Annotated in this window: 24 protein-coding genes and 2 tRNA genes; 15 read left to right on the top strand and 11 right to left on the bottom strand. The window is 50.0% G+C overall.

Annotated features, from left to right (window positions below; genetic code table 11):
• Nucleotides 1-5 precede the first annotated feature (5 nt).
• From XMD530_RS02245 to yhbY, 4 genes are all read right to left on the bottom strand, one after another.
• Nucleotides 6-1,319, bottom strand: a complete 1,314-nt coding sequence (locus XMD530_RS02245) for a TRAP transporter large permease (RefSeq protein ID WP_173482976.1) — start codon at nucleotides 1,317-1,319, stop codon at nucleotides 6-8.
• A complete protein-coding gene (locus XMD530_RS02240; RefSeq protein ID WP_173482975.1) occupies nucleotides 1,316-1,828 on the bottom strand; it encodes a TRAP transporter small permease in 513 nt (170 codons plus the stop codon). The genes XMD530_RS02245 and XMD530_RS02240 overlap by 4 nt, the downstream gene beginning before the upstream one ends.
• Nucleotides 1,829-1,843: 15 nt before the next feature.
• On the bottom strand, nucleotides 1,844-2,887 hold the full coding sequence (locus XMD530_RS02235) for a TRAP transporter substrate-binding protein (protein WP_217364141.1): 1,044 nt from the start codon (nucleotides 2,885-2,887) through the stop codon (nucleotides 1,844-1,846).
• Nucleotides 2,888-3,131: 244 nt separating this feature from the next.
• Nucleotides 3,132-3,434 carry a ribosome assembly RNA-binding protein YhbY gene (yhbY, locus tag XMD530_RS02230; RefSeq protein ID WP_173480234.1) on the bottom strand — a complete coding sequence of 101 codons (303 nt, stop codon included), beginning with the start codon at nucleotides 3,432-3,434 and terminating at the stop codon, nucleotides 3,132-3,134.
• 98 nt (nucleotides 3,435-3,532) lie between these two features.
• Here yhbY and rlmE point away from each other — a divergent pair, with 98 nt between their 5' ends.
• The 14 genes from rlmE to pnp all read left to right on the top strand — a co-directional run bounded on the left by rlmE (nucleotide 3,533) and on the right by pnp (nucleotide 17,889).
• Nucleotides 3,533-4,156, top strand: coding sequence for a 23S rRNA (uridine(2552)-2'-O)-methyltransferase RlmE (gene rlmE / locus XMD530_RS02225; protein ID WP_173506665.1), 624 nt, complete (start codon nucleotides 3,533-3,535; stop codon nucleotides 4,154-4,156).
• Between the two features lie 52 nt (nucleotides 4,157-4,208).
• The gene (gene ftsH / locus XMD530_RS02220; RefSeq protein ID WP_173489040.1) at nucleotides 4,209-6,206 is read left to right on the top strand and encodes an ATP-dependent zinc metalloprotease FtsH; all 1,998 of its coding nucleotides are present in this window, start codon (nucleotides 4,209-4,211) and stop codon (nucleotides 6,204-6,206) included.
• Nucleotides 6,207-6,263: 57 nt separating this feature from the next.
• Nucleotides 6,264-7,133, top strand: coding sequence for a dihydropteroate synthase (gene folP / locus XMD530_RS02215; RefSeq protein WP_173480237.1), 870 nt, complete (start codon nucleotides 6,264-6,266; stop codon nucleotides 7,131-7,133).
• A gap of 1 nt (nucleotide 7,134) precedes the next feature.
• On the top strand, nucleotides 7,135-8,484 hold the full coding sequence (glmM, locus tag XMD530_RS02210) for a phosphoglucosamine mutase (protein ID WP_173506664.1): 1,350 nt from the start codon (nucleotides 7,135-7,137) through the stop codon (nucleotides 8,482-8,484).
• A gap of 77 nt (nucleotides 8,485-8,561) precedes the next feature.
• The gene (gene secG, locus XMD530_RS02205; protein ID WP_173506663.1) at nucleotides 8,562-8,924 is read left to right on the top strand and encodes a preprotein translocase subunit SecG; all 363 of its coding nucleotides are present in this window, start codon (nucleotides 8,562-8,564) and stop codon (nucleotides 8,922-8,924) included.
• A gap of 7 nt (nucleotides 8,925-8,931) precedes the next feature.
• A tRNA-Leu gene (locus XMD530_RS02200) sits at nucleotides 8,932-9,016 on the top strand.
• A gap of 45 nt (nucleotides 9,017-9,061) precedes the next feature.
• Nucleotides 9,062-9,138: transfer RNA gene (locus XMD530_RS02195), tRNA-Met, on the top strand.
• Nucleotides 9,139-9,373: 235 nt separating this feature from the next.
• Nucleotides 9,374-9,829, top strand: coding sequence for a ribosome maturation factor RimP (gene rimP, locus XMD530_RS02190; RefSeq protein WP_173480240.1), 456 nt, complete (start codon nucleotides 9,374-9,376; stop codon nucleotides 9,827-9,829).
• A gap of 32 nt (nucleotides 9,830-9,861) precedes the next feature.
• Nucleotides 9,862-11,355, top strand: coding sequence for a transcription termination factor NusA (gene nusA / locus XMD530_RS02185; RefSeq protein ID WP_173480241.1), 1,494 nt, complete (start codon nucleotides 9,862-9,864; stop codon nucleotides 11,353-11,355).
• Between the two features lie 28 nt (nucleotides 11,356-11,383).
• Nucleotides 11,384-13,891 carry a translation initiation factor IF-2 gene (gene infB, locus XMD530_RS02180; RefSeq protein ID WP_173483790.1) on the top strand — a complete coding sequence of 836 codons (2,508 nt, stop codon included), beginning with the start codon at nucleotides 11,384-11,386 and terminating at the stop codon, nucleotides 13,889-13,891.
• Nucleotides 13,892-13,899: 8 nt separating this feature from the next.
• The gene (gene rbfA, locus XMD530_RS02175) at nucleotides 13,900-14,280 is read left to right on the top strand and encodes a 30S ribosome-binding factor RbfA (RefSeq protein ID WP_173480243.1); all 381 of its coding nucleotides are present in this window, start codon (nucleotides 13,900-13,902) and stop codon (nucleotides 14,278-14,280) included.
• A 1-nt stretch (nucleotide 14,281) separates the two neighbouring features.
• Nucleotides 14,282-15,226, top strand: a complete 945-nt coding sequence (truB, locus tag XMD530_RS02170; RefSeq protein ID WP_173506662.1) for a tRNA pseudouridine(55) synthase TruB — start codon at nucleotides 14,282-14,284, stop codon at nucleotides 15,224-15,226.
• A 102-nt stretch (nucleotides 15,227-15,328) separates the two neighbouring features.
• Nucleotides 15,329-15,598: a 30S ribosomal protein S15 gene (gene rpsO, locus XMD530_RS02165; RefSeq protein ID WP_173480245.1), complete on the top strand. Its 270-nt coding sequence runs from the start codon at nucleotides 15,329-15,331 to the stop codon at nucleotides 15,596-15,598.
• A gap of 179 nt (nucleotides 15,599-15,777) precedes the next feature.
• Complete coding sequence (pnp, locus tag XMD530_RS02160) at nucleotides 15,778-17,889, top strand: polyribonucleotide nucleotidyltransferase (RefSeq protein WP_173482972.1); 2,112 nt, start codon at nucleotides 15,778-15,780, stop codon at nucleotides 17,887-17,889.
• Between the two features lie 362 nt (nucleotides 17,890-18,251).
• On the opposite strand, the gene XMD530_RS02155 is transcribed toward pnp, so the two are convergent.
• Genes XMD530_RS02155 through rsuA form a run of 3 tightly spaced genes read right to left on the bottom strand, consistent with a single transcriptional unit; the run spans nucleotide 18,252 to nucleotide 20,667 of the window.
• On the bottom strand, nucleotides 18,252-18,935 hold the full coding sequence (locus XMD530_RS02155; RefSeq protein ID WP_173480247.1) for a YciC family protein: 684 nt from the start codon (nucleotides 18,933-18,935) through the stop codon (nucleotides 18,252-18,254).
• Between the two features lie 6 nt (nucleotides 18,936-18,941).
• Complete coding sequence (locus XMD530_RS02150) at nucleotides 18,942-19,976, bottom strand: methyltransferase (RefSeq protein ID WP_173506661.1); 1,035 nt, start codon at nucleotides 19,974-19,976, stop codon at nucleotides 18,942-18,944.
• Entirely contained in the window at nucleotides 19,969-20,667 is a 699-nt protein-coding gene (gene rsuA / locus XMD530_RS02145) for a 16S rRNA pseudouridine(516) synthase RsuA (RefSeq protein ID WP_173480249.1), read from the bottom strand. Before rsuA ends, XMD530_RS02150 begins: the two co-directional genes overlap by 8 nt.
• Nucleotides 20,668-20,789: 122 nt before the next feature.
• Here rsuA and XMD530_RS02140 point away from each other — a divergent pair, with 122 nt between their 5' ends.
• Nucleotides 20,790-21,623 (top strand): 6-carboxytetrahydropterin synthase, encoded by an 834-nt coding sequence (locus tag XMD530_RS02140; RefSeq protein WP_173506660.1) that lies wholly within the window; start codon nucleotides 20,790-20,792, stop codon nucleotides 21,621-21,623.
• Here the strand turns inward: XMD530_RS02140 and panC are convergent.
• The 4 genes from panC to pcnB are packed head-to-tail and all read right to left on the bottom strand — an operon-like array spanning nucleotide 21,620 to nucleotide 25,219.
• Nucleotides 21,620-22,468, bottom strand: a complete 849-nt coding sequence (gene panC, locus XMD530_RS02135) for a pantoate--beta-alanine ligase (RefSeq protein WP_173482968.1) — start codon at nucleotides 22,466-22,468, stop codon at nucleotides 21,620-21,622. The two genes, XMD530_RS02140 and panC, sit on opposite strands and share 4 nt — an antisense overlap.
• 3 nt (nucleotides 22,469-22,471) lie before the next feature.
• Nucleotides 22,472-23,266, bottom strand: a complete 795-nt coding sequence (gene panB / locus XMD530_RS02130) for a 3-methyl-2-oxobutanoate hydroxymethyltransferase (protein ID WP_173482967.1) — start codon at nucleotides 23,264-23,266, stop codon at nucleotides 22,472-22,474.
• A gap of 35 nt (nucleotides 23,267-23,301) precedes the next feature.
• A complete protein-coding gene (gene folK, locus XMD530_RS02125; RefSeq protein ID WP_173482966.1) occupies nucleotides 23,302-23,784 on the bottom strand; it encodes a 2-amino-4-hydroxy-6-hydroxymethyldihydropteridine diphosphokinase in 483 nt (160 codons plus the stop codon).
• A gap of 1 nt (nucleotide 23,785) precedes the next feature.
• Complete coding sequence (pcnB, locus tag XMD530_RS02120; protein ID WP_173482965.1) at nucleotides 23,786-25,219, bottom strand: polynucleotide adenylyltransferase PcnB; 1,434 nt, start codon at nucleotides 25,217-25,219, stop codon at nucleotides 23,786-23,788.
• Between the last annotated feature and the right edge of the window lie 176 nt (nucleotides 25,220-25,395).

The raw sequence follows: 25,395 nt of genomic DNA, 5'->3' as shown, positions 1-25,395 counted from the left end.
CGCGCTTAATCCGGAATAATACCCCAGGTCAGAACAGGGAATAGCAGTAGCAAGGCTACGCGAACGAAGTCTGACGCCAAGAAGGGTAGAACACCGACAAAGGTATCCCGCATTGGAACGCCCTCTGCGATTTTGTTGATGATGAAGACGTTCATCCCTACCGGTGGGGTGATCATGCCGACCTCAACCACGATCAAACAGATGATACCGAACCAGAGCGCGGTCTGCTCTTCAGTCATGCCGAAGTCTAAACCCATGATGGCTGGGAAGAAGATCGGTACTGTCAGAAGGATCATCGAGAGTGAATCCATCAAACAGCCCAGCACTAGGTAGACAGCTAACATCAACATCAGTACCAGCATAGGCGACAATTCGCGATCCAGAATCCACTCCGCCAGTGTCTCTGGCATGCCGCTTAGACTCAGGAAGGCATTGAAGATATCGGCACCTAGAAGGATGACAAAGATCATCGCGCTGTTGATAGCGGTCTGCTTGATACAGTCGATGAATCCATCCCAGGTAAGTTGGCGGTTGATTAGCGCAATGACGATGGTACCGACCACACCGTAAGCGGCTGCTTCAGAAGGTGTGAAGATACCGCCGTAGATACCACCCAATACACCAATGAATAGGAAGCTTGCAGGTAGCAGTTCAAGCAGTGCCTTACCGCGTTCAGACCAGCTCGCTTTCGCGCTCTTGTCCGCGTAGTGAGGCTTCAGCTTCACCAGAATCGCGATAACCAGCATGTAGCCCATGATCGCCATGATGCCGGGTACCATCGCTGCCATGAAGAGCTTGACGATGTTCTGCTCGGTCATGATCGCGTAGATGATCAGCACGATGGATGGTGGGATTAGAATGCCTAGAGTACCACCAGCGGCTAGTGCGCCTGTTGCCATAGCACCGTGGTAGCCGTGCCGTTTCATCTCTGGAAGTGCCACCTGACCCATAGTCGCTGCTGTTGCCAGTGATGAACCACAGATCGCACCAAATACACCACAGCCGCCAACGGCAGCTAAAGCCAGGCCACCGCGGTAGTGGCCAATAAAGGCGTTAACACCGGTGAATAGTGAACGGCTAATACCTGAACGAGTTGCGAGGTTACCCATCAGTAGGAACAGAGGAATGATCGATAGCGAATGGCTTGCCATCTGTCCGAAGGATGAGCCCTTCATGTAGAACATTAGGGTGCTGAAGTCGTCGATGATTGAGTAACCGACCGCACCGGCAAGCATCATTGCGATGCCGATCGGCACACGCAAAAACATGATGACTAGCATGAACAGGATAATGACGCCTGCCGTTAATTCGTCACTCATTTCACACCCTTATATTCTGCAATCATTGCCAGTGGTTTAAGCACACCAGCGATAGAGGTAAGGCTAAAGCCAAAGGCGATGGTCATATAGAACCACCACTCTTTCATCCGCAGCATCATCGTCTCATTGCCGTATTTCTGAGCGGCTAAACCGCCTTCATAGGCTTGTGTCGCAAGGAAGTAGAAGAGTACGGCCAAAATTAGGCTGCCGATAACATCCATAGTGAGACGGAAAGGCGCGGGAGCTGAAGCTGTTAAGACGTCGACAATGACGTTGCCAAAGCGCATTTGGCAGTAGGGCATTGCTAACGCAACAACCACAGCGGTAAACATTTGGACAATCTCGGTATCACCATTGATGGGCGAGGAGAAAAAGTATCGTCCCGCCACACTGGTCACCGTAGTGAATGCCATGATCGTCAGGATGAATCCTGATAAAAGAGCGAGCCACAAAGTGGCTCGCTCGTAGAGGTCTGCTAGAGACCGGGTTTTCAGTAACAGTGTTGTCACTTGAACACCTTTTAATTATTTGCTGTATTTCTCAAGCATAGCGTTAGCTGAGTCAAGAAGCTTCTGGCCTGGTAGACCTAGACCGTCCATCTCTTTAACCCACTCAACGGGTACGTTAGCGGTTACTTCCTGCATTTTCTTCACTTCTGCAGCTGGCATCTGTGAGCGAGTTGCGTTCTCGTCAATCAGCTTACGACCGTAGTTTTCAGCGTTTTTGAAGAACTCACCGCCTAGCTTGGCGAAGTAAATGCCAGCGTGGTCATCCATGATCTGTTGAAGATCAGCAGGCATTGATTCGTACTTAGCTTTGTTCATGCCCAAAAGGAATACTGCGGTGTATAGACCACGGCCATCTTCTGTTTGAACTTCAACCGCGTTGTCGACAAGCTCATGAAGTTTGAGAGCAGGTACGATTTCAAATGGAATCACTGTGCCGTCGATCACGTTTTTGGCCAGTGCCTGTGGCATCTCTGGTACAGGCATACCGACTGGAGTAGCGCCTAGAGCATCTAGAGCAGCAGCAACTGGACGGCTTGGGTTACGAATCTTTTTGCCAGCGAAGTCAGCAACAGAGTCGATTGCGTCACCTTTAGAGTAAACAACGCCACGGTCATGCGTCCAGAATGCTAGAGGGTGCATATCAGCAAACTCTTTCTGAACTTCTGGGTTAGCTTCGTAGTAAGCCTGAAGTGCCTGCGACGTTTCGTATGCATCCGTTACCATGAATGGGTTTTCAAATGCAGAGATCGCTGGGAAACGGCCTGGAGTGTAACCAGGAAGCGTCCAGATGATGTCAACGAAACCGTCTTGAACTTGGTCAACTAGCTGAGGTGGTTTACCACCCAGAGACATTGAACCGTAAATCTTGATCTTGATACGGCCTTCAGACGCTTCTTCAATAGAATCAGCCCATGGCTGGAAGAACTTAGCGTGTGCAGGTGCCTTCGCAGGAAGGAAGTGGTGCATCTTTAGGTTAAATTCAGCGGCCTGTGCAGAAGCTGCAATAGCAGCGCCAAGAACTGCAACACCGGCAGTCTGAGCGATAATACGTTTGATCATTATTTTTCTCCTTGGGGTTTTAAACAAGACATCGACTAACTTGTTAATACTAGCTCAAGAATCATTAAACTCGTTGAGTTGGATCTAGATATTAGAAGTTGTTTTTCTTCTATTAAAGCGTCTCGTTGCGTAACACTATTTTTTATACGGTTGTTCAACAATCCCTTGTTCACATTTTTGAATAGGGGGTTGGTTACATTTAATTAAGCTGTAAGGCCTGTAATATCAATAAATGAACCAATGATTAACGCATTAGATTGGAGAGTTTTGGATTTGGTTCATCCGACGCTCTGAATAGCACCGCTACGTTACCGATCTCTTGCACCAGTTCTGCTTCAACAACAGCGACTAGCTCTTTAATCAGTTCGCGCTTTAGGTCACGATCGCCAACGGCGAACTTTACTTTGATCAGTTCGTGATCTTCCAGCGCTCGGTCTACTTCTAACTGAACGTTTTCAGTCAGTCCGTTGCCGCCAACCATAACGATTGGGTTTAAAGTGTGTGCACGCGTGCGAAGACGCTTTTTTTGATCAGTTGTTAAGCTCATATTAGAATTAGTGCCTTAAATTTGGTGGGCGTTACAATTTCTTCATTTTAACCCCTTTGTTGCATGCATCATAGAGTGATGCTTTCTAGGAACATCCCTTGGCAAGATCTAAAAGCAGTGGTCGTTGGTTAAAAGAGCATTTTGACGATCAATACGTAAAGCGTTCTAAAGATGATGGGTACCGTTCACGCGCCTGCTATAAGTTGATGGAAGTGAATGATAAAGACCATCTGTTTAAGCCCGGAATGACGGTTGTCGATCTGGGCGCTGCGCCAGGTGGTTGGTCTCAAGTGGCGGCCGAAATTGTTGGTGACTCCGGCCGTGTAGTGGCTTCGGACATTCTTGAGATGGCTCCGCTGGGCGGTGTTACATTCGTTCAGGGCGACTTTACGGAAGATTCCGTCTTCGAGGAGATCCTCTCTGCGATAGGAGATGAGCCAGTAGACCTTGTAATTTCAGATATGGCCCCCAATATGAGTGGTAATGCATCTTCCGATCAGCCAGCTGCGATGTATTTGGTGGAGTTGGCGTTGGATATGGCGCGTCAGATACTGAAACCGAACGGCAACTTTTTGGTGAAAGTATTTCAGGGTGAAGGGTTTGATCCCTACCTGGCAGAACTGCGCAGTAACTTTAAATCGGTGGTCACCCGAAAGCCAGATTCGTCTCGCGCGCGTTCGCGTGAGGTCTATCTGCTCGGAAAAGGTTTTAAAGACGTATAGCTTTTATATAGAGCTTTCGTTTTAGTTTATAGAGGGTAAGAAGTTGAACGATATGGCAAGAAATTTGGTGCTATGGTTAGTGATTGCAGCCGTACTGCTAACCATCTTTAATAATTTTAGCGCCGAAACCGAGAGCGGCCGCTTGAGCTACTCTGACTTTGTGGCAGAGGTTCAATCAGGCCGAATTGAGCGTGTGACGGTTGATGGTTTTACCATCGAAGGTGTGCGTCAGAATGGCGATCGCTTTGAAACCGTTCGCCCAGCGATCTCGGATCCCAAGCTGATTGATGACCTTCTAGAGCACAATGTCGTCGTTGAAGGCAAAATGCCTGAGCAGCAGAGTCTATGGCAGCAGCTGCTCGTCGCGACCTTCCCGATTCTTATCATCATTGCCATCTTCATGTTCTTTATGCGCCAAATGCAGGGCGGTGCCGGCGGTAAAGGCGGCCCTATGTCTTTCGGTAAATCGAAAGCGCGCATGATGAGTGAAGATCAGATCAAAACAACTTTCGAAGATGTCGCAGGTGTAGAAGAGGCCAAAGAGGAAGTTGCTGAGTTGGTCGACTACCTTCGCGATCCAGGTAAATTCCAGCGTTTAGGTGGCCATATCCCTCGTGGTGTCCTAATGGCAGGTAACCCTGGTACCGGTAAGACGCTGCTTGCTAAGGCGATTGCTGGCGAAGCTAAGGTGCCTTTCTTCAGTATTTCCGGTTCTGACTTCGTTGAGATGTTTGTCGGTGTCGGTGCGTCACGTGTGCGTGACATGTTTGATCAAGCTAAGAAACATGCGCCTTGTATTATCTTCATAGATGAGATTGATGCGGTTGGTCGTTCACGTGGTGTCGGCCTTGGCGGTGGTAATGACGAGCGTGAGCAGACGTTGAACCAGCTTCTTGTCGAGATGGATGGTTTCGAAGGCACTGAGGGTATCATCGTGATCGCGGCAACCAACCGTCCCGATGTGCTTGACCCTGCTCTGCTACGTCCAGGTCGTTTTGACCGTCAGGTGCACGTTGGTCTGCCTGATATTCAAGGTCGTGAAAAAATTCTTAAAGTCCACATGCGCAAAGTTCCGCTGGGTGATGATGTTAAGCCTGAGTTGATTGCGCGTGGTACGCCGGGCTTCTCGGGTGCTGATTTGGCTAACCTGGTTAACGAAGCAGCCCTGTTTGCCGCACGCGATAGCCGTCGCACTGTCGGTATGGAGCAGTTCGAGAAAGCGAAAGATAAGATCATGATGGGTGCTGAGCGCCGCTCTATGGTCATGTCTTACAAAGAGCGTCTGAATACGGCATTCCACGAGGCAGGTCACGCGATTGTCGGTCGTCTGATGCCTGAGCATGATCCTGTCTACAAAGTGTCTATCATCCCGCGTGGTCGTGCGTTGGGTGTGACGATGTTCCTTCCTGAAGAGGATCGCTACTCGTTCAGTCGTCAGGGCATTATCTCGCAAATCTGTTCGCTTTACGGTGGCCGAATTGCGGAAGAGATGACACTGGGTAAAGAGGGGGTAACAACCGGTGCCTCAAACGATATTCAGCGTGCGACTCAGCTTGCGCGCAACATGGTGACGCGTTGGGGTCTGACCGATGAGTTGGGTCCACTGCTCTACGGTGATGAAGATGATGATCCATTTGGTCGCGGCATGGGGCAGCCATCTAAACCGATGTCGGGTGAAACTCAGAACAAGATCGATGCCGAAGTTCGCAAAATCATCGATGAGTGCTACCAGAAGGCTTACCAAATTCTGACGGATAACCGTGATATCCTTGACTCAATGTGTGAAGCGTTGATGACCTACGAGACGATCAGCAGCGATCAAATTGATCAGTTGATGGCGCGTCAAGAGGTGACTCCGCCAGAGGGTTGGAACGATTCTCAAGAGCGTGTTGATGCCGTCAAAGAGGAAGAGGCGGCTAACAGTTCTGAGTCTGTCGCTGAGTCTGATGTGCCAGAAGTAGATCAGGATGATCAAGCTTCTCAATCTAACGAGGGTCAGTCGGGTTGGGGCGATCCTCAAGATGATCAAAAAGACGAGCCCAAACAGTAATATCGTGATTCACAAAAGCCCTCACTCGTGAGGGCTTTTTCGTTGTTTGCAGAGTGTATGAATAAAGGTAGAAATGTGACGCAGCTACAGTGTGCCGGTCGAGTACTCGATCTCTCTAAAACGCAGGTAATGGGTATTCTTAACGTGACGCCTGACTCCTTTTCGGATGGCGGTCACCTCTATCAACACTCTGCGCTCTCGATTGATAAAGCGCTCCAGCATGCCCAGCAGATGGTTAACGACGGCGCGACGATTGTTGATATCGGCGGTGAATCGACTCGTCCTGGTGCCGCTGAAGTCAGTGAGCAGGAGGAGATGGATCGCGTTTTGCCTGTTCTGGAACGAATCAATGCCGAGATCGATGTGGTCGTCTCCATCGATACCAGCTCGGCTCAATTGATTTCAGAATCGGCCAAGCTAGGGGCTGGTCTCATTAATGATGTTAGAGCGCTTGGGCGTGAAGGCGCGCTAGAGGCTGCTGCAAAAACGGATCTGCCAATCTGTCTGATGCATATGCAGGGTAGCCCGGCGACAATGCAGCGACAGCCAGAGTATGCCGATGTGGTCTCTGAGGTGATGGATTTTCTCGATCAGCAGTTAGATCGGTGTATGGCTGCAGGGATTGCGAAAGAACGATTAATCGTAGATCCCGGTTTTGGGTTTGGCAAAACCTTGCAACATAATTTACAGTTACTCAATCGCTTGGATAAATTATTGGACTTAGGCGTGCCTGTGTTATCGGGCACCTCTAGAAAAACCATGGTGGGCCAGGTGCTTAATCGTGAGGCTGACCAGCGACTCTTTGGTAGTCTTGCAACCGTTGCGCTCGCGGTTGAGCGCGGTGCAAAAATTATTCGTGTGCATGATGTTTTAGCAACCGTCGATATGGTTCGTATGACGGAAGCCGTTTTAAAGGAAGGGATCTAAATTGGGTCGTCGTTATTTTGGTACAGATGGTATTCGTGGACAGGTAGGAACCTTTCCTATCACCCCAGATTTTGTGTTGAAGCTCGGTTGGGCTGTGGGTCGTGTGTTTGCCCGTGAAGGACGTAGTAAAGTCCTGATTGGCAAAGATACTCGAATCTCCGGTTATATGTTTGAGTCGGCGCTTGAGGCAGGCCTGTCTGCCGCCGGTGTTGATGTGTTATTGCTAGGCCCTATGCCAACGCCAGCGATCGCTTACCTAACTCGTACCTTCCGCGCTGATGCCGGTATTGTGATCAGTGCATCGCACAACCCCTATGACGACAATGGTATTAAGTTCTTCAGCTCGGCGGGCACTAAGCTGCCAGATGATGTCGAAGAGCGCATTGAAGCCCAGCTTGATCTGGCTATGACTACGGTTAGCTCAGCCGAATTAGGCAAGGTTCGTCGAGTCAATGATGCCGCTGGGCGATACATAGAGTTCTGTAAATCGACTGCCGCGGGTTGTTTGAATTTAGCGGGCCTTAAGGTTGTCGTTGATTGTGCCAACGGCGCTGGTTATCACATTGCGCCTAAGGTCTTTGCTGAGCTAGGCGCTTCAGTCATCGAGATTGGTACCGATCCAGACGGCCTAAATATTAACGAGCAGTGTGGTGCGACGGCGCCTGCAGCACTTCAAGCTAAAGTGCTCGAAGCAGAGGCAGATCTGGGTATTGCATTAGATGGTGATGCCGATCGATTGATTCTTGTTGACCATAAGGGAGAGATCGTCGATGGCGATGAGATCCTCTTCATCATTGCCCAGGCGTTACAGCAGAGCGGTGAGTTGCAGGGCGGTGTCGTTGGTACGCTGATGACCAATCTTGGTTTAGAGCAAGCGCTGGCAAAAATGGATATTCCGTTCGTGCGAGCTAAAGTGGGCGATCGCTATGTATTAGAGCAGCTCGCAGAGCACGACTGGAATTTGGGTGGCGAAGGGTCAGGTCACATTGTCTGTCGTAATATTCTACCGACGGGTGATGCGACCATTGCCGCTGTTCAGGTGCTTAAAGCGGTCGCGCAGTCAGGCAAAACGATTAATCAGCTGAAGCACGGTATGCAAAAACTACCGCAGAAGATGATCAACGTGCGCTTGGGTAAGAAGGTAGATATCGCATCTTCGCCAGCCGTGGCAGAGCATGTTGCAGCAGCCGAGGCGCGTTTGGCTGATCGTGGTCGCGTATTGCTACGTCCCTCCGGGACTGAGCCTGTGGTCCGTGTTATGGTTGAAGGCTCCGATCTTGATGAGGTGGATCAGGTCTGTGAGACACTGGCGGGGCAGGTTGAAAAAGAGCTGCAGGCGCTTGTATCTTGACGGGTGCTCGGGTAAGATTTGCGCCTCTTTTAAATGGCACCCCTGTTTTCGGTGCGTAATTAAGGTTTAAAGCTAGAATGGAAACCATCGTTCTTATCATTCACGTATTGCTTGCAGCAGCGGTTATCGGCCTGATTCTTATTCAGCAGGGTAAGGGTGCAGAAGCGGGTGCGTCATTTGGTGGTGGTGCCTCTCAAACTGTTTTCGGTAGCCAGGGTAGCGGTAGCTTCCTAGGTCGCGTTACAGCCATTCTTGCTGCGGGTATCTTTGTAACCAGCTTCGTTTTGGCTGTGTTCGCGAGAGAGAAAGCCGCGTCTGTTGGTGATGCAGGTATCCCTGATGCTGCAACGATTGAAGCGGCTGCCCAGGTTGAGCAAGCGTCAACAACGGAACTGCCTGTTGTGTCGGAATCAGAGATTCCAACAGCAGGAGACAACTAAAAGTTTAGCCCAGGTGGTGGAATTGGTAGACACGCTATCTTGAGGGGGTAGTGTCTTAGGACGTGCCGGTTCGAGTCCGGCTCTGGGCACCAAGTTGTAAACGCAGTGGGTGAAGCGTAAAATTTACCTGTTTTTGATGCGGGGTGGAGCAGCCTGGTAGCTCGTCGGGCTCATAACCCGAAGGTCGTCAGTTCAAATCTGGCCCCCGCTACCAACTTTACGTTGGGTATTTGTGAAAATCCTGAAGACTAGTTTTGACGGGTTTTTACTACCACTTTTAGGATGTTACATCCTTGTTTGGTAAGCCCCTTTATGGGGCTTTTTCGTAGCTATTTGATGGCCGCGTCCAAACAGAAGACAGTGATATCTGCCTTCCGTACATGGTGGTAGATAAGTCAAAAATGGGTCTATATGACCCATTTTTTGTTTTTGAAATTTATAGGTGAACAGTGTCAGCAAAATTAAAGCTGTTACAAGAGTTGATTGATCCAGTTGTGCAGGGCTTAGATTTGGAGCTTTGGGGGCTGGAGTACAACGCGTCAGGTAAAAATAGCCTGTTGCGTATCTATATAGATGGCCCTAACGGAGTGTCGGTCGATGACTGTGCGCGCGTTAGCCAGCAGGTGAGTGCTGTGATGGATGTAGAAGACCCCATCTCAGAGAACTACACCCTTGAAGTCTCATCCCCAGGGATGGATCGTCCCCTTTACACTCTAGAGCAATTCGCTGCGTATGCTGGCCATACGATTCAACTGCGTCTGCGCTCGCCGTTTGAGGGGCGTCGCAAGTTTAAAGGGATTCTTAACGGCATCGAAGGCGAAGATGTGCTTTTGGTCGTTGATGATCACGAATATTTGTTACCGCATGACCTGATCGATCGGGCCAATGTGGTGCCGCAATTTTAATCCGCTTTGACTATTAGGAGCGAAGAACTGATATGAATAAAGAGATTCTACTGGTTGCTGAAGCCGTCTCTAACGAAAAAGATGTCCCGAAAGCGGTCATCTTTGAGGCGATTGAAGTCGCGCTGGCAACAGCCACTAAGAAGCGCTACGACGAAGAAGCTGATATCCGAGTGGTTATCGACCGTGCAACGGGCGATTATGACACCTTCCGCCGTTGGTTGGTTGTGGATAACGAAGCGGTTCCTGCACTGGGTACCGAGTTGACCATGCAAGAGGCAGAAGAGATCGACACTAATCTGCAGCCTGGTGATTACCACGAAGAGCAGGTTGAGTCGGTTGCATTCGGTCGTATCGCAGCTCAAACAGCGAAGCAAGTTATCGTACAAAAAGTCCGTGAGGCTGAGCGCGCTAAAGTAGTTGATCTTTACCGTGATCGCCAGGGCGAATTGATCGCGGGTACTGTTAAGAAAGTGACTCGCGACAATGTGATTGTTGATCTGGGTAACAACGCAGAAGCACTTCTGCCACGTGAAAACCTACTACCTCGTGAAATCTTCCGTATGGGTGAGCGTGTTCGCGCGGTGCTTCAAGAAGTTCGTTCTGAAGGTCGCGGCCCACAGCTTATCCTTAGCCGTACTTCAAACGAGATGTTGATCGAACTCTTCTCTATCGAAGTGCCAGAGATCGCCGAGCAGATGATTGAGATCCGTGCAGCGGCTCGTGATCCAGGTGCTCGCTCTAAGATCGCTGTTAAGACTCAGGATCGTCGTCTAGATCCTGTAGGTGCCTGTGTTGGTATGCGCGGTGCGCGTGTTCAAGCCGTCTCTGATGAGTTGGGTGGTGAGCGTGTCGATATCATCCTTTGGGACGACAACCCTGCGCAGCTTGTGATCAATGCAATGGCGCCTGCTGAAGTCGCTTCGATCGTTATGGACGAAGAGACTCACTCAATGGACGTCGCGGTTGATGAAGATGCTTTGGCGATGGCGATCGGTCGTGCCGGTCAGAACGTTCGTCTAGCAGCAGAGTTGACTGGTTGGGAACTGAACGTGATGAGCGAAGCGGAAGCGGCGTCTAAACACGAGTCTGAAGTGGGTAAAACAGTGGATCTGTTCATCAAGCACCTTGATGTCGACAGCGACCTTGCTGAGATCCTAGTTGCTGAGGGCTTCACCACGCTTGAGGAAGTTGCCTACGTACCGGCTAACGAAATGCTTGAGATCGAAGAGTTTGACGAGGAGATCGTTGACGCCCTTCGTGAACGCGCAAAAGATGCACTGCTTAACCTTGCAATTGCAGGTGAAGAGCAACTTGGCGATGTAGAGCCAGCAGAAGACCTCCTAACTATGGAAGGTATGGAACGTACCCTAGCGTACACATTAGCAAGCCGTGGTGTGGTTACCATGGAAGATCTTGCAGAACAGTCTATTGAAGAGCTGCTAGACATTGAAGGCATGACCGAAGAGCGCGCAGGTGAGTTGATTATGACAGCGCGTGCACCTTGGTTTGCAGAAGATCAGCAGTAATTAGACAACGGAAAAGGAGAACCCATTTATGGCAGAAGTAACGATTAAACAGCTTGCCGATGTGGTTGGTGTATCCGTTGAGCGTTTGTTAACACAGATGCAGGAAGCGGGAGTCGAAGGTAAATCCAACGATTCAACTGTCACAGAGATAGAGCGTCAGCAGCTATTAGCCCATTTGAAACGCAGTCACGGCGAAGATGCCGATGACGTTGGCGCACCGAAGAAGATCACGCTTAAGCGTAAGACAACCTCTACGCTGAAAGTGGGCGGTGCCGGCAGTCGTAAAACCGTTAACGTTGAAGTGCGTAAAAAGCGTACCTACGTGAAACGTACAGAGATTGAACAGGCTCCAGAAGCTCCAGCAGTGGAAGAGACTCCAGTGGCAGCGCCTGAACCACAGGTTGAAGCACCGGTCGTTGAAGCGGCACCAGAGGTGGCGGTTGAAACGGCTGCAGAGCCTAAAGTGGAAGCGCCAAAAGCAGAAGTTAAAGAGGCCGCTGAACCGGTTAAAGCTGAAGAGCCTAAGCCTGAGCCAGTGGTTGAAACGCCGGTTGAGAAGAAACCAGCTGCGGAACCTAAAACTGAAAATCCTCGCAACAAGAACAAGCAGCGCGATGAGCGCCGTAACAACCAGCGTGATAACGACGATCGTCGTAAGTCGAAAGGTCGTGGTAATGGCACGCTGAACGCTCGTCCGGGTAAAGGCGGTAAGCCAGGTCGTGGTAAGCCAATGCGTCAAGGCGATAACCAGCACGGCTTTAAAGAGCCTACGACTGCGATTGTTCATGAAGTCTCTATTCCAGAGAGCATCACGGTTGCTGATCTGGCTAAGAAGATGTCGATCAAAGCGGCTGAAGTGATCAAGGTGATGTTCAAGATGGGTGCGATGGCAACCATCAACCAGCCAATCGACCAAGATACTGCGATCCTTGTGGTAGAAGAGATGGGCCACAAAGCGGTGCCTATGGTAGAGAACGCGATCGAAGATGAGTTGATGGAGTCGGTAGCCGCTCACAGCGGTGAGTCTGTGACACGTGCTCCGGTCGTTACCGTTATGGGTCACGTTGACCACGGTAAAACATCCCTGCTCGATTACATCCGTTCAACACGTGTAGCTTCTGGCGAGTCTGGCGGTATTACCCAGCACATCGGTGCTTACCACGTTGAGACTGACAACGGCATGGTGACCTTCCTAGATACTCCTGGACACGCCGCGTTCACCGCTATGCGTGCCCGTGGTGCCTCTTTGACGGATATCGTTGTCCTGGTAGTTGCCGCAGATGATGGTGTGATGCCACAGACTGAAGAGGCGGTTCAGCACGCTAAAGCGGCTGGTGTACCTCTTGTAGTTGCGGTCAACAAGGTCGATAAAGAGGAAGCGGATCCAGATCGAGTTAAGAACGAGCTGGCTCAACGTGATGTTATTCCTGAAGATTGGGGCGGCGATGTTCAGTTCTGTCCAGTCTCTGCTAAAACAGGTCAGGGCATTGATGAGCTGCTTGAAGCGATCCTTCTTCAATCAGAAATTCTTGAGCTTGAAGCGGTTCCAGATGCGCCAGGTACAGGTGTTGTCGTTGAGTCACGTCTCGATAAAGGTCGTGGTCCGGTTGCTACGCTACTGGTTCAAAACGGTACCCTTAAGCGCGGTGATATCGTACTAGCTGGTCTTCACTACGGCCGTGTACGTGCCATGCTTGATGAAAACGGCAAGCCGCTAGAAGCGGGTGGCCCTGCGATTCCAGTTGAGATTCAAGGTCTAGACGGAACGCCAGATGCAGGTGAAGACTTCACCGTAGTATCCACTGAGAAGAAAGCGCGTGAAATCGCTCTATTCCGTCAGGGTAAATACCGTGAAGTTAAACTGCAGCGTCAGCAACAGGCGAAACTTGAGAACCTATTCTCGAACATGGAAGCGGGTGAAGTTAAGTCGCTTAACATCGTCCTTAAGACCGACGTTCGAGGCTCTCTAGAGGCGCTGACTAGCTCACTAGAAGATCTCTCTACCGATGAAGTAAAAGTGAACATCGTCTCTGGCGGTGTTGGTGGTATCGGTGAAACCGATGCTAACCTTGCGTTGGCCTCCTCAGCGATCCTAATCGGCTTTAACGTTCGTGCAGACGCTCAGGCGCGTGCGATTGTTGAGCGTGAAGAGATGGAGCTTCGCTACTACAGTGTTATCTACGACATCATCGATGACGTGAAACAGGCGATGAGTGGTCTACTCTCTCCTGAGTTCAAAGAGGAGATTGTTGGTATTGCTGAAGTTCGTGATGTCTTCCGTGCGCCTAAGATCGGTGCGGTTGCCGGTTGTATGGTTATCGAAGGTACAATCTTCCGTAATAAACGCATCCGTGTCCTACGTGATAACGTCGTTATCTACGAAGGTGAGCTTGAGTCACTGCGTCGCTTTAAAGACAACGTCAACGAAGTTCGTCAGAACATGGAGTGTGGTATCGGCGTGAAGAACTACAACGATGTTAAAGTCGGCGACCAGATTGAGGTTTACGACACAGTTGAAGTTCAACGTACCATCTAAGAGGTTGTATGGCTCGCGATTTTAAACGCACAGACCGAGTAGGGGACCAGATCCAGCGTGATTTGGCGACCCTTATTCAGCGTGAGATTAAAGATCCACGCATTGGAATGGTGACGATTAACCACGTCAAAGTAGCGAAAGACTTAGGCTATGCGGATGTCTACATTACCGTTCTCCCACTGGGTGAACAGGATGAGGCGGAAGCGACCAAGCAGAGTCTAGAGGTGCTTAAGCAGGCTGCAGGTTTCCTTCGTGCTGAACTGGCAAAAGGCATCTCACTGCGAGTCATGCCGGCGTTACGTTTCCATTATGACGAGAGCATTCATCGCGGTCGTCACCTAACGAGCTTGATCGAGAAGGCTCGCCGTCTCGAAGATAACGAGGGCTAACATGGCTCGACGTAAAAAAGGACGCCGCATTGACGGCGTCTTTTTGCTTGATAAGCCTCAGGGCATCAGCTCGAATGCTGCCCTGCAGAAGGTAAAACGTCTGTATGACGCAGCGAAAGCGGGTCACACAGGCGCACTAGACCCTCTAGCTACCGGTATGTTGCCCATCTGTTTGGGTGAAGCGACTAAGTTTTCACAGTTTCTTCTCGATTCTGATAAGCGCTATATCACAACGGCAAAGCTAGGGGTTCGCACTGACAGCAGTGATGCTGATGGCGAAGTGATCGAAACTAAGCCTGTTCCTGAGTTAGATCGAGACGCGTTAAACGATCTGATTCAAGCCAAATTCTCTGGCGAAATCGAACAGGTTCCATCGATGTTCTCGGCCTTAAAGCACAATGGCCAGCCGCTTTACAAGCTGGCGCGCAAAGGTGAAAAGGTCGAAGTTAAGCCGCGTCAGGTATGCATTTACGAGATCAAACTGCTGGATCTGCGTGCTGATGAGATTGATCTTGAGGTGCACTGTTCAAAAGGCACCTATATTCGCTCCATCGTCGAAGACCTAGGTCTGGCACTTGGCTGTGGTGCGCATGTCAGTATGTTGCGACGGCTTGCCGTGGCTACCTACGATCGAAGCGCAATGCTGACACTCGAACAGTTGAATGAGATTGCACAACATCGTGAGTCAGATCAGTCGTTAGAGTGCATACAAATGCGTTTAGATGCGCTATTATTGCCCCCCTGGAGTGCAGTGGAGTCATTGCCTTCAATCGAATTACCCGCAGATTTAGCAAATCGTCTTCTGCAGGGGCAACGTTTAGGGGATTTATTCTCAGAGCGCGGCCTCGTCAGACTCTTTGCTGAAGAGCGATTCTTAGGTATGGCTGAAGTGGATGATGAGGGGCGATTACGCGCTCGTCGACTACTCGATACCTCTGAAAACTGATTTACCCTCAAGGGTATGACGCTTCACTGAAAATATGCTCGGTGTTGCGCGACTTAACCCGCAGCCTAGGCTGTGTGCATATTGCTAATAGGAGATAAAACAATGGCATTGTCTGTTGAAAAGAAAGCTGAAATCGTTGCAGCGTACGGTCGTGGTCAGAACGATACTGGTTCACCAGAAGTTCAAGTTGCCCTTCTAACTGCAAACATTGAAGGCCTTCAGGGTCACTTCAAAGCGAACAAGCAGGATCACCACTCACGTCGTGGTCTAATTCGTATGGTTAACCAGCGTCGTAAGCTGCTGGACTACCTTAAGAAGAAAGATGCTACTCGCTACGTTGAGTTGATCGGTCGTCTAGGTCTTCGTCGCTAAGAGCTAGATACCCAGTTAGGGCCATACTTAGTATGGCCCTTTCTACTTTAAACCCTCCGCAAAACCAAATGATCTGACAGCCTGTACTCACTTGAGTTTACTGAATTCAACTGAGTACTGGCTTTAAAAGAGTGAAGATCAGGGGACGCGGAACATAGTTAATTACTAGGAGTTAATCGATGTTTAACACGGTTACTAAAACGTTCCAGTTCGGTAATGACACCGTAACGATCGAAACTGGTAAGGTCGCTCGTCAGGCGACTGGTGCAGTTATGGTTACTGTTAACGAAAAGACACAGGTTCTGTGTACTGTCGTTGGCGCAAAAACAGCGAAAGAGGGACAAGACTTCTTCCCACTTTCAGTGCACTACCAAGAGAAATACTACGCAGTTGGCCGTATCCCTGGTGGCTTCTTCAAACGTGAAGGCCGTCCAACTGAGAAAGAGACACTAACGTCTCGTCTAATCGACCGCCCAATTCGTCCACTGTTCCCTAAAGGGTTCATGAACGAAGTTCAGGTGGTGTGTACTGTGGTCTCTTCTGATAAGAATGTTGATCCAGATATCGCTGCAATGATCGGTACCTCTGCAGCACTCACCATCTCTGGTATCCCATTTGTTGGCCCAATCGGTGCAGCACGTGTGGGCTTCACGGAAGATGAAGGTTACATCCTTAACCCAACCTACGAAGCGCTAGCAAACTCTGAACTAGACATGGTCGTAGCGGGTACCAACGAAGCGGTACTGATGGTTGAGTCAGAAGCGAAAGAGCTTAGCGAAGATGAGATGCTAGGTGCGGTTCTATTTGCTCACCAAGAGATGCAAGTGGTTATCAACGCCGTTAACGAATTTGCCGCTGAAGCCGCTAAACCTAAGTGGGATTGGCAGCCAGCTGCTAAAAACGAAGCGCTGACTGATGCGATTACTGCTGCATTCGGTGCACAGGTTGAAGCAGCCTTCCAAGTAGCAGACAAGATGGAGCGTCAAGACACGCTTAAAGCACTTCGCGATGCCGCTGTAGAGCAGTTTGCAACAGGTGAAGAGGGCGCACCAGGCGCTGGTGAAGTCTCTAAAGTATTCGCGTCTATCGAGAAAGCAACTGTACGTGAACGTATCCTTAGCGGTCAGCCACGTATTGACGGTCGTGACGGTAAAACCGTTCGTCCAATCGAAGTGGAAGTGGGTGTTCTTAAAAACGTACACGGTTCAGCTCTGTTCACTCGTGGTGAAACTCAGGCAATCGTTACTTGTACACTGGGTACAAGCCGTGACGTACAGATCATCGATGCGCTTGAAGGCGAGCGTCGTGATCCATTCATGCTTCAGTACAACTTCCCTCCATACTCTGTTGGTGAAGCTGGCCGTATGGGTGGTGCAGGTCGTCGTGAAATCGGTCACGGTCGTCTGGCTCGTCGTGGTGTCTCTGCGGTACTTCCAACTCAGGAAGCCTTCCCATACACCATGCGTCTTGTTTCTGAGATCACTGAATCAAACGGTTCATCATCAATGGCCTCTGTCTGTGGCTCTTCACTTGCCATGATGGATGCGGGTGTACCAGTCAGTTCAGCAGTTGCCGGTATCGCAATGGGTCTGGTTAAAGAGGGCGATCGTTTCGCTGTCCTAACCGATATTCTGGGTGACGAAGACCACCTAGGTGATATGGACTTTAAAGTAGCAGGTACCGAAGCCGGTGTTACAGCACTGCAGATGGATATCAAGATCACGGGTATCACTGAAGAGATCATGGAGATCGCTCTAGAACAGGCACTGGACGCTCGTGTTCACATCCTACGTGAGATGGCGAAAGTGATCGGTTACGCTCGTCCAGAACTGGCTGACCACGCTCCTGCCATGACTCAGCTTAAAGTGAACCCAGAGAAGATCCGCGACGTTATCGGTAAAGGTGGTGCAACTATCCGCTCTATTACTGAAGAGACAGGCGCTTCAATCGATCTAGATGACGACGGTACTGTTCGTATCTACGCAGACAACAAAGCAGCTTCACAAGCAGCTGTTGACCGTGTTGTTGCGATCACTGCAGAAGCAGAGATCGGCAAGATCTACGAAGGTAAGGTTGTTCGCATCGAAGAGTTCGGCGCATTCGTTAACATTCTTCCTGGTAAAGATGGTCTAGTACACATTTCACAGATCGCTAAAGAGCGCGTGAACGCAGTAACTGACTACATCAACATGGATGACGTCATTAAAGTTAAGGTACTGGACGTCGATAACCGCGGCCGTATCAAGCTTTCAATGAAAGATCTTGAAGAGGACGAAACTGCAGAGAACTAATCACTGCTGATTCGCACTAAAAAAACCGCCTTTATGGCGGTTTTTTGTTGGTTCCATATCGAAGATGTGGCGATCTTTGCGGTGACTGGCCTTCAGCCTGTCATCCGCAGGTAGGCTTTACTCCTTTTCTGGAAAACGCTAAGAAAGCAGATGACAGGCTAAAGCCAGTCACTGGAGCGCTGATCTTCCTACGAAGTATGGTGACTGGCCTTCAGCCTGTTACCCGCTGTTGAAATCGATCGGGGTTTCAGCAGAGCTGAATTCCCTCCTACAATAGGACTTCGCGATAAGCCCGCAACGGAGTCCTACTGTAGGAGCGAATTGCCCCGAAGGGCAAACCGCGAAAAGATGCTCCAACACCATTAAAGAACCGAAGGTTCATCCTCAACCGGTTCTTTGTCACGCCATGCGCGGTAGACGCGATAGGCGTAGATGGTGCCTAGGACATTTAGGAAGTCTAGGGTGACTGAGATCAGCATCGAGATCATGCTGCTTGGATCGACCATCGGCGATAGGATCACCTCTAGAATGAACAGGCCACCAAAGATCAGAGCCAGACCTTTGAACATGGTCCAGAACAGGCCGTCAGTGCCTTCCCAGCTCTCTTTCATCGAGTCGATTGGCCCTTTACCTTCAATGACACAGATGGCGTTAGCCAGGGCTAAGCGAACGGCTATATAGATACCGGGGGCGATCAGCAACATGAGTCCCAGTGCTGTTACCAATGCCGAAAGCACGAAGGTTAAAAATAGTCTGCCCCAGCAGCGGAATGCCATAAACCAGCTTTGCGTGGTTGTGATCGAACCTCCATCGATGACGGCTTGCATATAGAAGATGGTCGCCGCTAGGTAGATAGGAACAAACAGCATGTCCATACCGGTTAGCAGAATCAGCTGTGCCTGCATGTTGCTCGACTCATCCACTCCGGAAATAGTGCTCATCTGGATGATCATCAGAATGATCAGAAACGGCAGTTGAATGCTCAATAGAGCACTGAAGTTGGAACGGAAGAAGAAAAACGATTGTTGTAGATAATCTTTAGTCATAAAACTCTAGCGCTTAGGCTTAGTCAGTAAATAGGTGCAAAAATGTCCTGTATCTTGGTCAAGCTCGACAGACTCGAAGTAGCTTGATGCGATACGTTTCAGTGGTACATGCTGGTTCACGACGAAACAGGCTTTCCCCTCTGCTGCTAACAGTCTAGCGGCATTTCTCGAAAAGCGGTCAGTTAAATCGTAATCGATCCCAAAACCACTATGAAAGGGCGGGTTACATAGTATCAGATCGTACTCAGAGGCCAACTCTTCACCGGCATTGGTTAAGCAAACTTCAGCCTGAAAGTTCGCTGCTGCCAAGGTTGCTTGCGTCGCTTTGATTGCTGCTGCGTTATTGTCAGTCGCTGTGATGAAAGATGCTTGGCTACAGGAAGCGAGAGTAAGATAACCTGATCCACAGCCCAGGTCTAACACACGATCGGCTCCAATCGGTAGCTGACGATTGAGGATATAAGGTAGGCGCTCAATCAGCTGCTGGCTACCTTGGTCGATTTTTTTCCAACCATATACACCGGGCTTTGATAGTAGTGAGTATTCACTTACTTTGGAAACCTCTCGGACTTGATGATAGTCTTGATCATCTAACGGTGTGCCTGTTGCCTGGCCTACTGTGAGTTCGACCCTCCAGCTATCGCCGCCCAATTTAACCTCAGAGCGATCACCGTTTAGGCATTTTTGGCCATTTTTGGCGTAGCTTTTTATCCCTTCTGATTTATCACCCAACAAGATTAGGCGAGCACCGGACTTTAACTGCTCTGCTGCCAAATTGATGAGATGATTAACAACCGCCTTCTCTTTGCTGATGCGATACAGAATAAGATCAGTGGTTAAGTCTGTAGGCCACTCAAAATCAGAGAGTGAGCATTGCCAGCCTTGAGCGCAAAGTGCTTGTTGCTGATCAAAGCGGTTGGTCAGAGCCTGCCAACCGGAGGCGGCTTGAACTGTTTTTGGGTTGAGGTTTTCATCAACAATCAGAAGGCCGTTTGGATTGGCTTGAATCTCCTGATTGATGAGCGATTCGAAGTTAGCCATTAAAGATGCTGGCTACCTCGTCGTCAGTGAGCTCTCGCCACTCACCCTCATAGAGATCATCATCCAGTGCGATCGGTCCAATCGATTCGCGATGCAGCTCTTCTACTTTGTTACCCAGTGCTGCGAACATGCGCTTTACTTGGTGGTAGCGTCCTTCGAACAGCTCCACTCTGGCTACCTGCTCAGAGAGAATCTCTAATTTTGCCGGTTTAGTGAGCTCTTTCTCACCATTAAGCTGAATACCGCGCTCGAATTTCTCGATGTAGCTCTCATCAATCGGGTCTGCCAAGGTCGCTTCATAGATCTTACCCAGCTTATGACGTGGCGAGGTGATACGGTGACACCACTGCCCGTTATCACTGAGCAGTACTAACCCTGTTGTATCAACATCTAACCGACCGGCAATGGTTAGGTTATCAACACGGGGCAGCTCGATTAGACCCAACACCGATGCATGATCCCCTTCGTCGTGTGAGCAGACGTAACCCAGGGGTTTATTAAGCATGATGTAGCGATCACGCGGGGCTTCAATTTCGTAGCCGTCCAGAATGACTTCATCCTCTTCAGCCACTTTGCGTGCGGGGTTCTTTTCGAGTTCGCCATTCACTCGTACCTCTTCAGCGTGCAGCATGCGCTTCACCTCTTTACGAGAGAAACCGGTGGATTGAGCAAGGTACTTATCGAGTCGCATAGGAAGGGTTCACCTGAATTAAGATTTTTGCATTATACCGGAGCAGCCAGTGGCTGCGAACAATCAGGTGATTTCTTATCCCGATTCGCTAAAATAGCAGCACAAACTGTTAGGAGTCGTGTGTGAAGCTATTTGTTGATGATCTTACCCATGTTGATTTTACCTATCTGGACGCACAACGCGGTCTTGTGGGTGAGTCCTGGGCTGTCCGTTTAGAGCTGGACGGCCAATTAAATGATGAGGGGATGATTGTCGATTTTGGCATCGTTAAAAAGCGCGTGAAACAGTGGTTTGATGCAGGCTTAGATCACTCGTTAGTGATTGCTGATAAGACACCTAACCTAAAGGTGACTTCAGCCGAACAGAACACGACTGTGGAGTGGCACTACCCATCGGGTGAGACACTTAGATGCAGCGCGCCACATCAAGCGTTTGAGATCCTTCCTGTGGATGCGGTAGAGCCTGAACCCGTCGCTCGTTGGTGTGAACAGGAGTTGGCTGCGATCTTTCCAACGGTCAGTGGTATCAAAGTGACCCTATACCCGGAAGTGATTGACGGTGCCTACTACCATTACACACACGGTCTACAGAAGCATGAGGGTAACTGCCAACGTATCGCTCATGGACACCGCTCAAGAATCCACATTCTAGTTGATGGTGAGCGTGATCTAGCACTTGAAGCGCAGTGGGCAAAGCGCTTTGAAGATATCTACATAGGGGCAGAAGATCACGTTGTCAGTCGCACTGAACAGTCTGTCGATTTTGCCTACCAAGCACCCCAGGGGACATTCAGCCTAACGCTTCCTACCTCAGTGGTCTACATGATCGACACGGAATCTACCGTGGAGTTGATCGCCAATCACCTGGCGCAAACCATTGCTGCAACCCTACCTGGCAAACAGATTGAAGTGCGTGCGTTTGAGGGGATTGGTAAGGGTTCGATCGCAACGGCTTAGCGATCGAACTCCAGATTATCAATTAGACGAGCGTGACCCAAATAGGCGGCCGCTAAAATCACCAATTGAGTGTCATCCGGTGTCGCCGGCTGAAGCGTATTGCGATTAACGATATGCACGTAATCACGACGGAACCCTGCCTCTTCTAGTGCTTCACTCGCTTTGACCTGTAGCACTGCAAACTCATTGCTACCCGCTTGAACCTGATCACGGATTTGGCTCAGTTGCTGGTAGAGCGCTGGCGCTGCAGCCAGTTCGCTGTCGGTTAGATAACCGTTACGAGAGCTCAGGGCTAAACCTGATTCAGCACGGGCTGTCTCTTCCCCAACAATCTCAATGGGCATCGATAGATCATCGACCATACGGCGGATCACGTGCAGCTGTTGAAAGTCTTTCCGACCAAATACCGCTAGGTCAGGTTGGACCAAATTAAACAGTTTGTTGACGATGGTCGTGACACCGCGGAAGTGTCCGGGGCGGCTAGCACCGCAGTAAAGATTAGAGACTTCTGGTACTTCAACAAAGGTCTGTGAATCACGACCCTTTGGGTAGACCTCAGCCTCAGCTGGCGCAAACAGCAGATCACAGCCAAACTCTTTCAGACTTGCCTGATCCTCTTCAAGGGTGCGCGGGTATCGTTCCAAGTCGTCAGCGTTATTAAACTGTAACGGGTTAACGAAGATCGATGAGACAACAAAGTCTGAAAGCTCGCGAGCCCGAATCAAAAGATTTAAGTGACCTTGATGAAGGTTGCCCATGGTCGGCACGAAGCCGATTTTTTTACCTGCAGCACGTGCTGCAGTGACCGCAGCTCGAAGCTCGGCAATGGTCGTAACGGTTTTCATAGATTATTCGAAACTGTGCTCTGGGCCAGGGAATGTGCCGCTTTTAACGTCGGCAACGTACTGTTCAATCGCCTCTTGGATCGAGCCAGCACCTTCCATAAAGTTTTTAACGAATTTGGGACGCCGTCCAGGTGTAATACCTAGCAGATCATGCATTACAAGCACTTGAGCATCGGTAAGATTACCTGCACCGATGCCAATCACTGGGATGTCGAGGTTTTTAGTGATTTCACAGGCCAGTAGGGTTGGCACACACTCTAACACCAGCATATCTGCGCCTGCGTCCTGTAAGCGCTGAGCGTCCTCAAGCATCAACGTCGCAGCATGATTGTCGCGTCCCTGTACCTTGTATCCACCCAATTTATTGACCGATTGTGGTGTTAAACCTAGGTGTGCGCAGACAGGTACGCCTTGGCGGCTGAGTGCTGAAATGGTGTCAGTTAACCAAGCACCGCCTTCCAATTTGACTATGTGAGCACCTGCACGCATCAGTTTTGCGGCACTCTCTTCCGCTTGCTGAGTGTTTGAGTAGCTCATAAAGGGCAGGTCAGACACGATCAGCGACCCTTGGTTGCCCATAGCCACCGCGCGAGTGTGGTAGGCCATATCGTCAACCGTTACCGGCAGTGTGCTGGATTCACCTTGCAGAACCATGCCCAATGAATCACCGACCAGTATCAGGTCTACGCCAGCACTGCTGGCGACATGGGCGAAGGTTGCATCGTAAGCAGTTAGAACCGCAAACTTCTCTCCCGCCTGTTTTTTCTCAATTAAACGGTGCAGGCTTGGTGTGCTCATTTAATCAGTCTCTCTATTCGATAAGATGCGCACTATTATAGTGCGATTGGTTCCAGTGTGCCCATAGGACATTCCAGCAAAATTTCGCTTAGGTGATCACCATTTGGTAGCACTAAATTGGGTTCAATCTCAGCGAGAGGGTAGAGGACAAAGCTTCTCTCACGCATAAAAGCGTGGGGTACAGTAAGTCGCTCAGTGTTAATGACTTGATCACCAAAGAGTAAAATATCCAGATCTAAGGTTCTCGGCCCCCAGTGTTGCACTCGAACACGATCATGGGACTGCTCTATCGCTTGCAGTTCATCCAACAGTTGTTCAGCTTCTAAGCTTGTCTCGAGGCAAGCAGCCGCATTGATGTAGTCGGGTTGTCCAGGAGGACCCACTGGGTCGGAGCGATAGAGTCTGGAGTGCTCTACTAGCTTAGAGTTGGGAATCGCCTGAAGTTCTCGCAGAGCGTCAGCCACCTGCTGTAGAGGATTCTCTAAATTGCTGCCCAATCCAATATAGGCGCGAATCATCTTATGACTGCTCTTTTGGCTTACGATTAGGACGGCGACGGCGAGAGCGTTTGCGGCGCTCTTCAGCGGGTATCTGAGGACGAGCATTGGGTTGGCTGTTCTGGTATTCGGTCCACCAACCACTGATTCCGTTAAGATCTTCACCACTCTCTTCACGCAACACTAATAGATCGTAGCCAGCACGGAAGCGAGGGTGCTCCATTAGTTGATCGGCACGATCGCGGCGCATTAGACGGTGCTGCATCTCCCAGATTTCACGAATCGTCGTGGAGAAACGTCTTGGAATGGCAGTCGCTCGGACCTGTTCACCTAGGATCTGATTAGCGGCCTCGTGAAGTCGCTGTAGAGGCGGTAGGTCTTTATGTCCTTCAAGATCACGCATGCGATCCACCAGCGGGTACCAAAGCATCGCTGCAAATAGAAAAGCGGGGTTGACGCTCTTATCCTGAGCAAGACGGCGATCAGTATTGCGTAACGCATTGTTAACGAGCTGCTCGACTGGGTACTCATCGCTACCTAACATGCGATCAGTGGCCGGTAGAAGGTACTTAAATAGATCAAAACGGAGCAGTTGGCGAAGGCAGGCTTCGCCGTAGCCGGTTTGTAATAGCTTAAGTACTTCATCAAACATGCGAGCAGGAGCGACTTTGCTGATCAAGCCACCCAGTTTATGAATCGGTTGGGCGGTGTCGGGGTCGATATCAAAGCTCAGTTTTGCAGCAAAGCGAGCGGCGCGCAGCATGCGAACAGGGTCTTCACGGTAGCGCTCTTCAGCATCGCCGATGATGCGAATGCGTTTTTCCAGAAGATCTGGGTAGCCATTAGCGAAGTCGTAAACGGAGTTGTCTTCAACGTTGTAGTAGAGCGCGTTAATCGAGAAGTCGCGGCGCTTTGCATCCTCTTCGATCGTGCCGTAGACATTATCACGCAGCAGCATGCCAGAGGCGGCCTGTCGTGATTGATCCTTAGAGGTTGAAACGCTGTCGTGTCCGGCACGGAAAGTGGTGACTTCGATGATCTCTCGACCAAAACGGACGTGGACGATCTTGAAGCGGCGACCAATAAGTCGAGCACGGTTAAATAGGGGTTCTGCTTGCTCAGGGGTTGCGGAGGTAGCAACGTCAAAATCTTTAGGGTTTTTGCCGACCAGAAGATCGCGTACACAGCCACCGACTAGATAGCCATCGTAGCCGTTATCAAGCAAACGGTAGACGACACGCATGGCATTGTCATCCAGAGCGTGGCGAGGAATGTTATGGATCGACTCGGGAACAACGCGACGTTCACCTTCCGGCAAAATGGCTGTGACTAGATCATCCGCTTGGGTGTTTTCAATATTGGCTTCAGTGATCGGTGCCGCTTTAGTACGAAGCGCAAAATAGAGGCCAGCAATCGCGGCAATGCCCAAAAGGAACAGAACAATTTGAGAAGTCATTTAAAAACAGTTCGAGTCAAAATACAAAGGCGCTAGTCTACCAGTAGTTAGTAAGAATTAATAACCGGTCTGAAAATGTCTTATATAAAATGAATTTTAGAGGGGTAGGATTTGCGTTTGGGGGTTCGAGCGTGAGGCTGCCACCAATAATTTGGTGTTATTTTTATTGTCCCTTG

This window comes from Marinobacterium sp. xm-d-530, from assembly GCF_013283365.1.
GTDB lineage: Bacteria > Pseudomonadota > Gammaproteobacteria > Pseudomonadales > Balneatricaceae > Marinobacterium_E.
The sequence above is the reverse complement of the archived record's forward strand: the minus strand, read 5'-3'. Positions and strand labels throughout refer to the sequence as shown.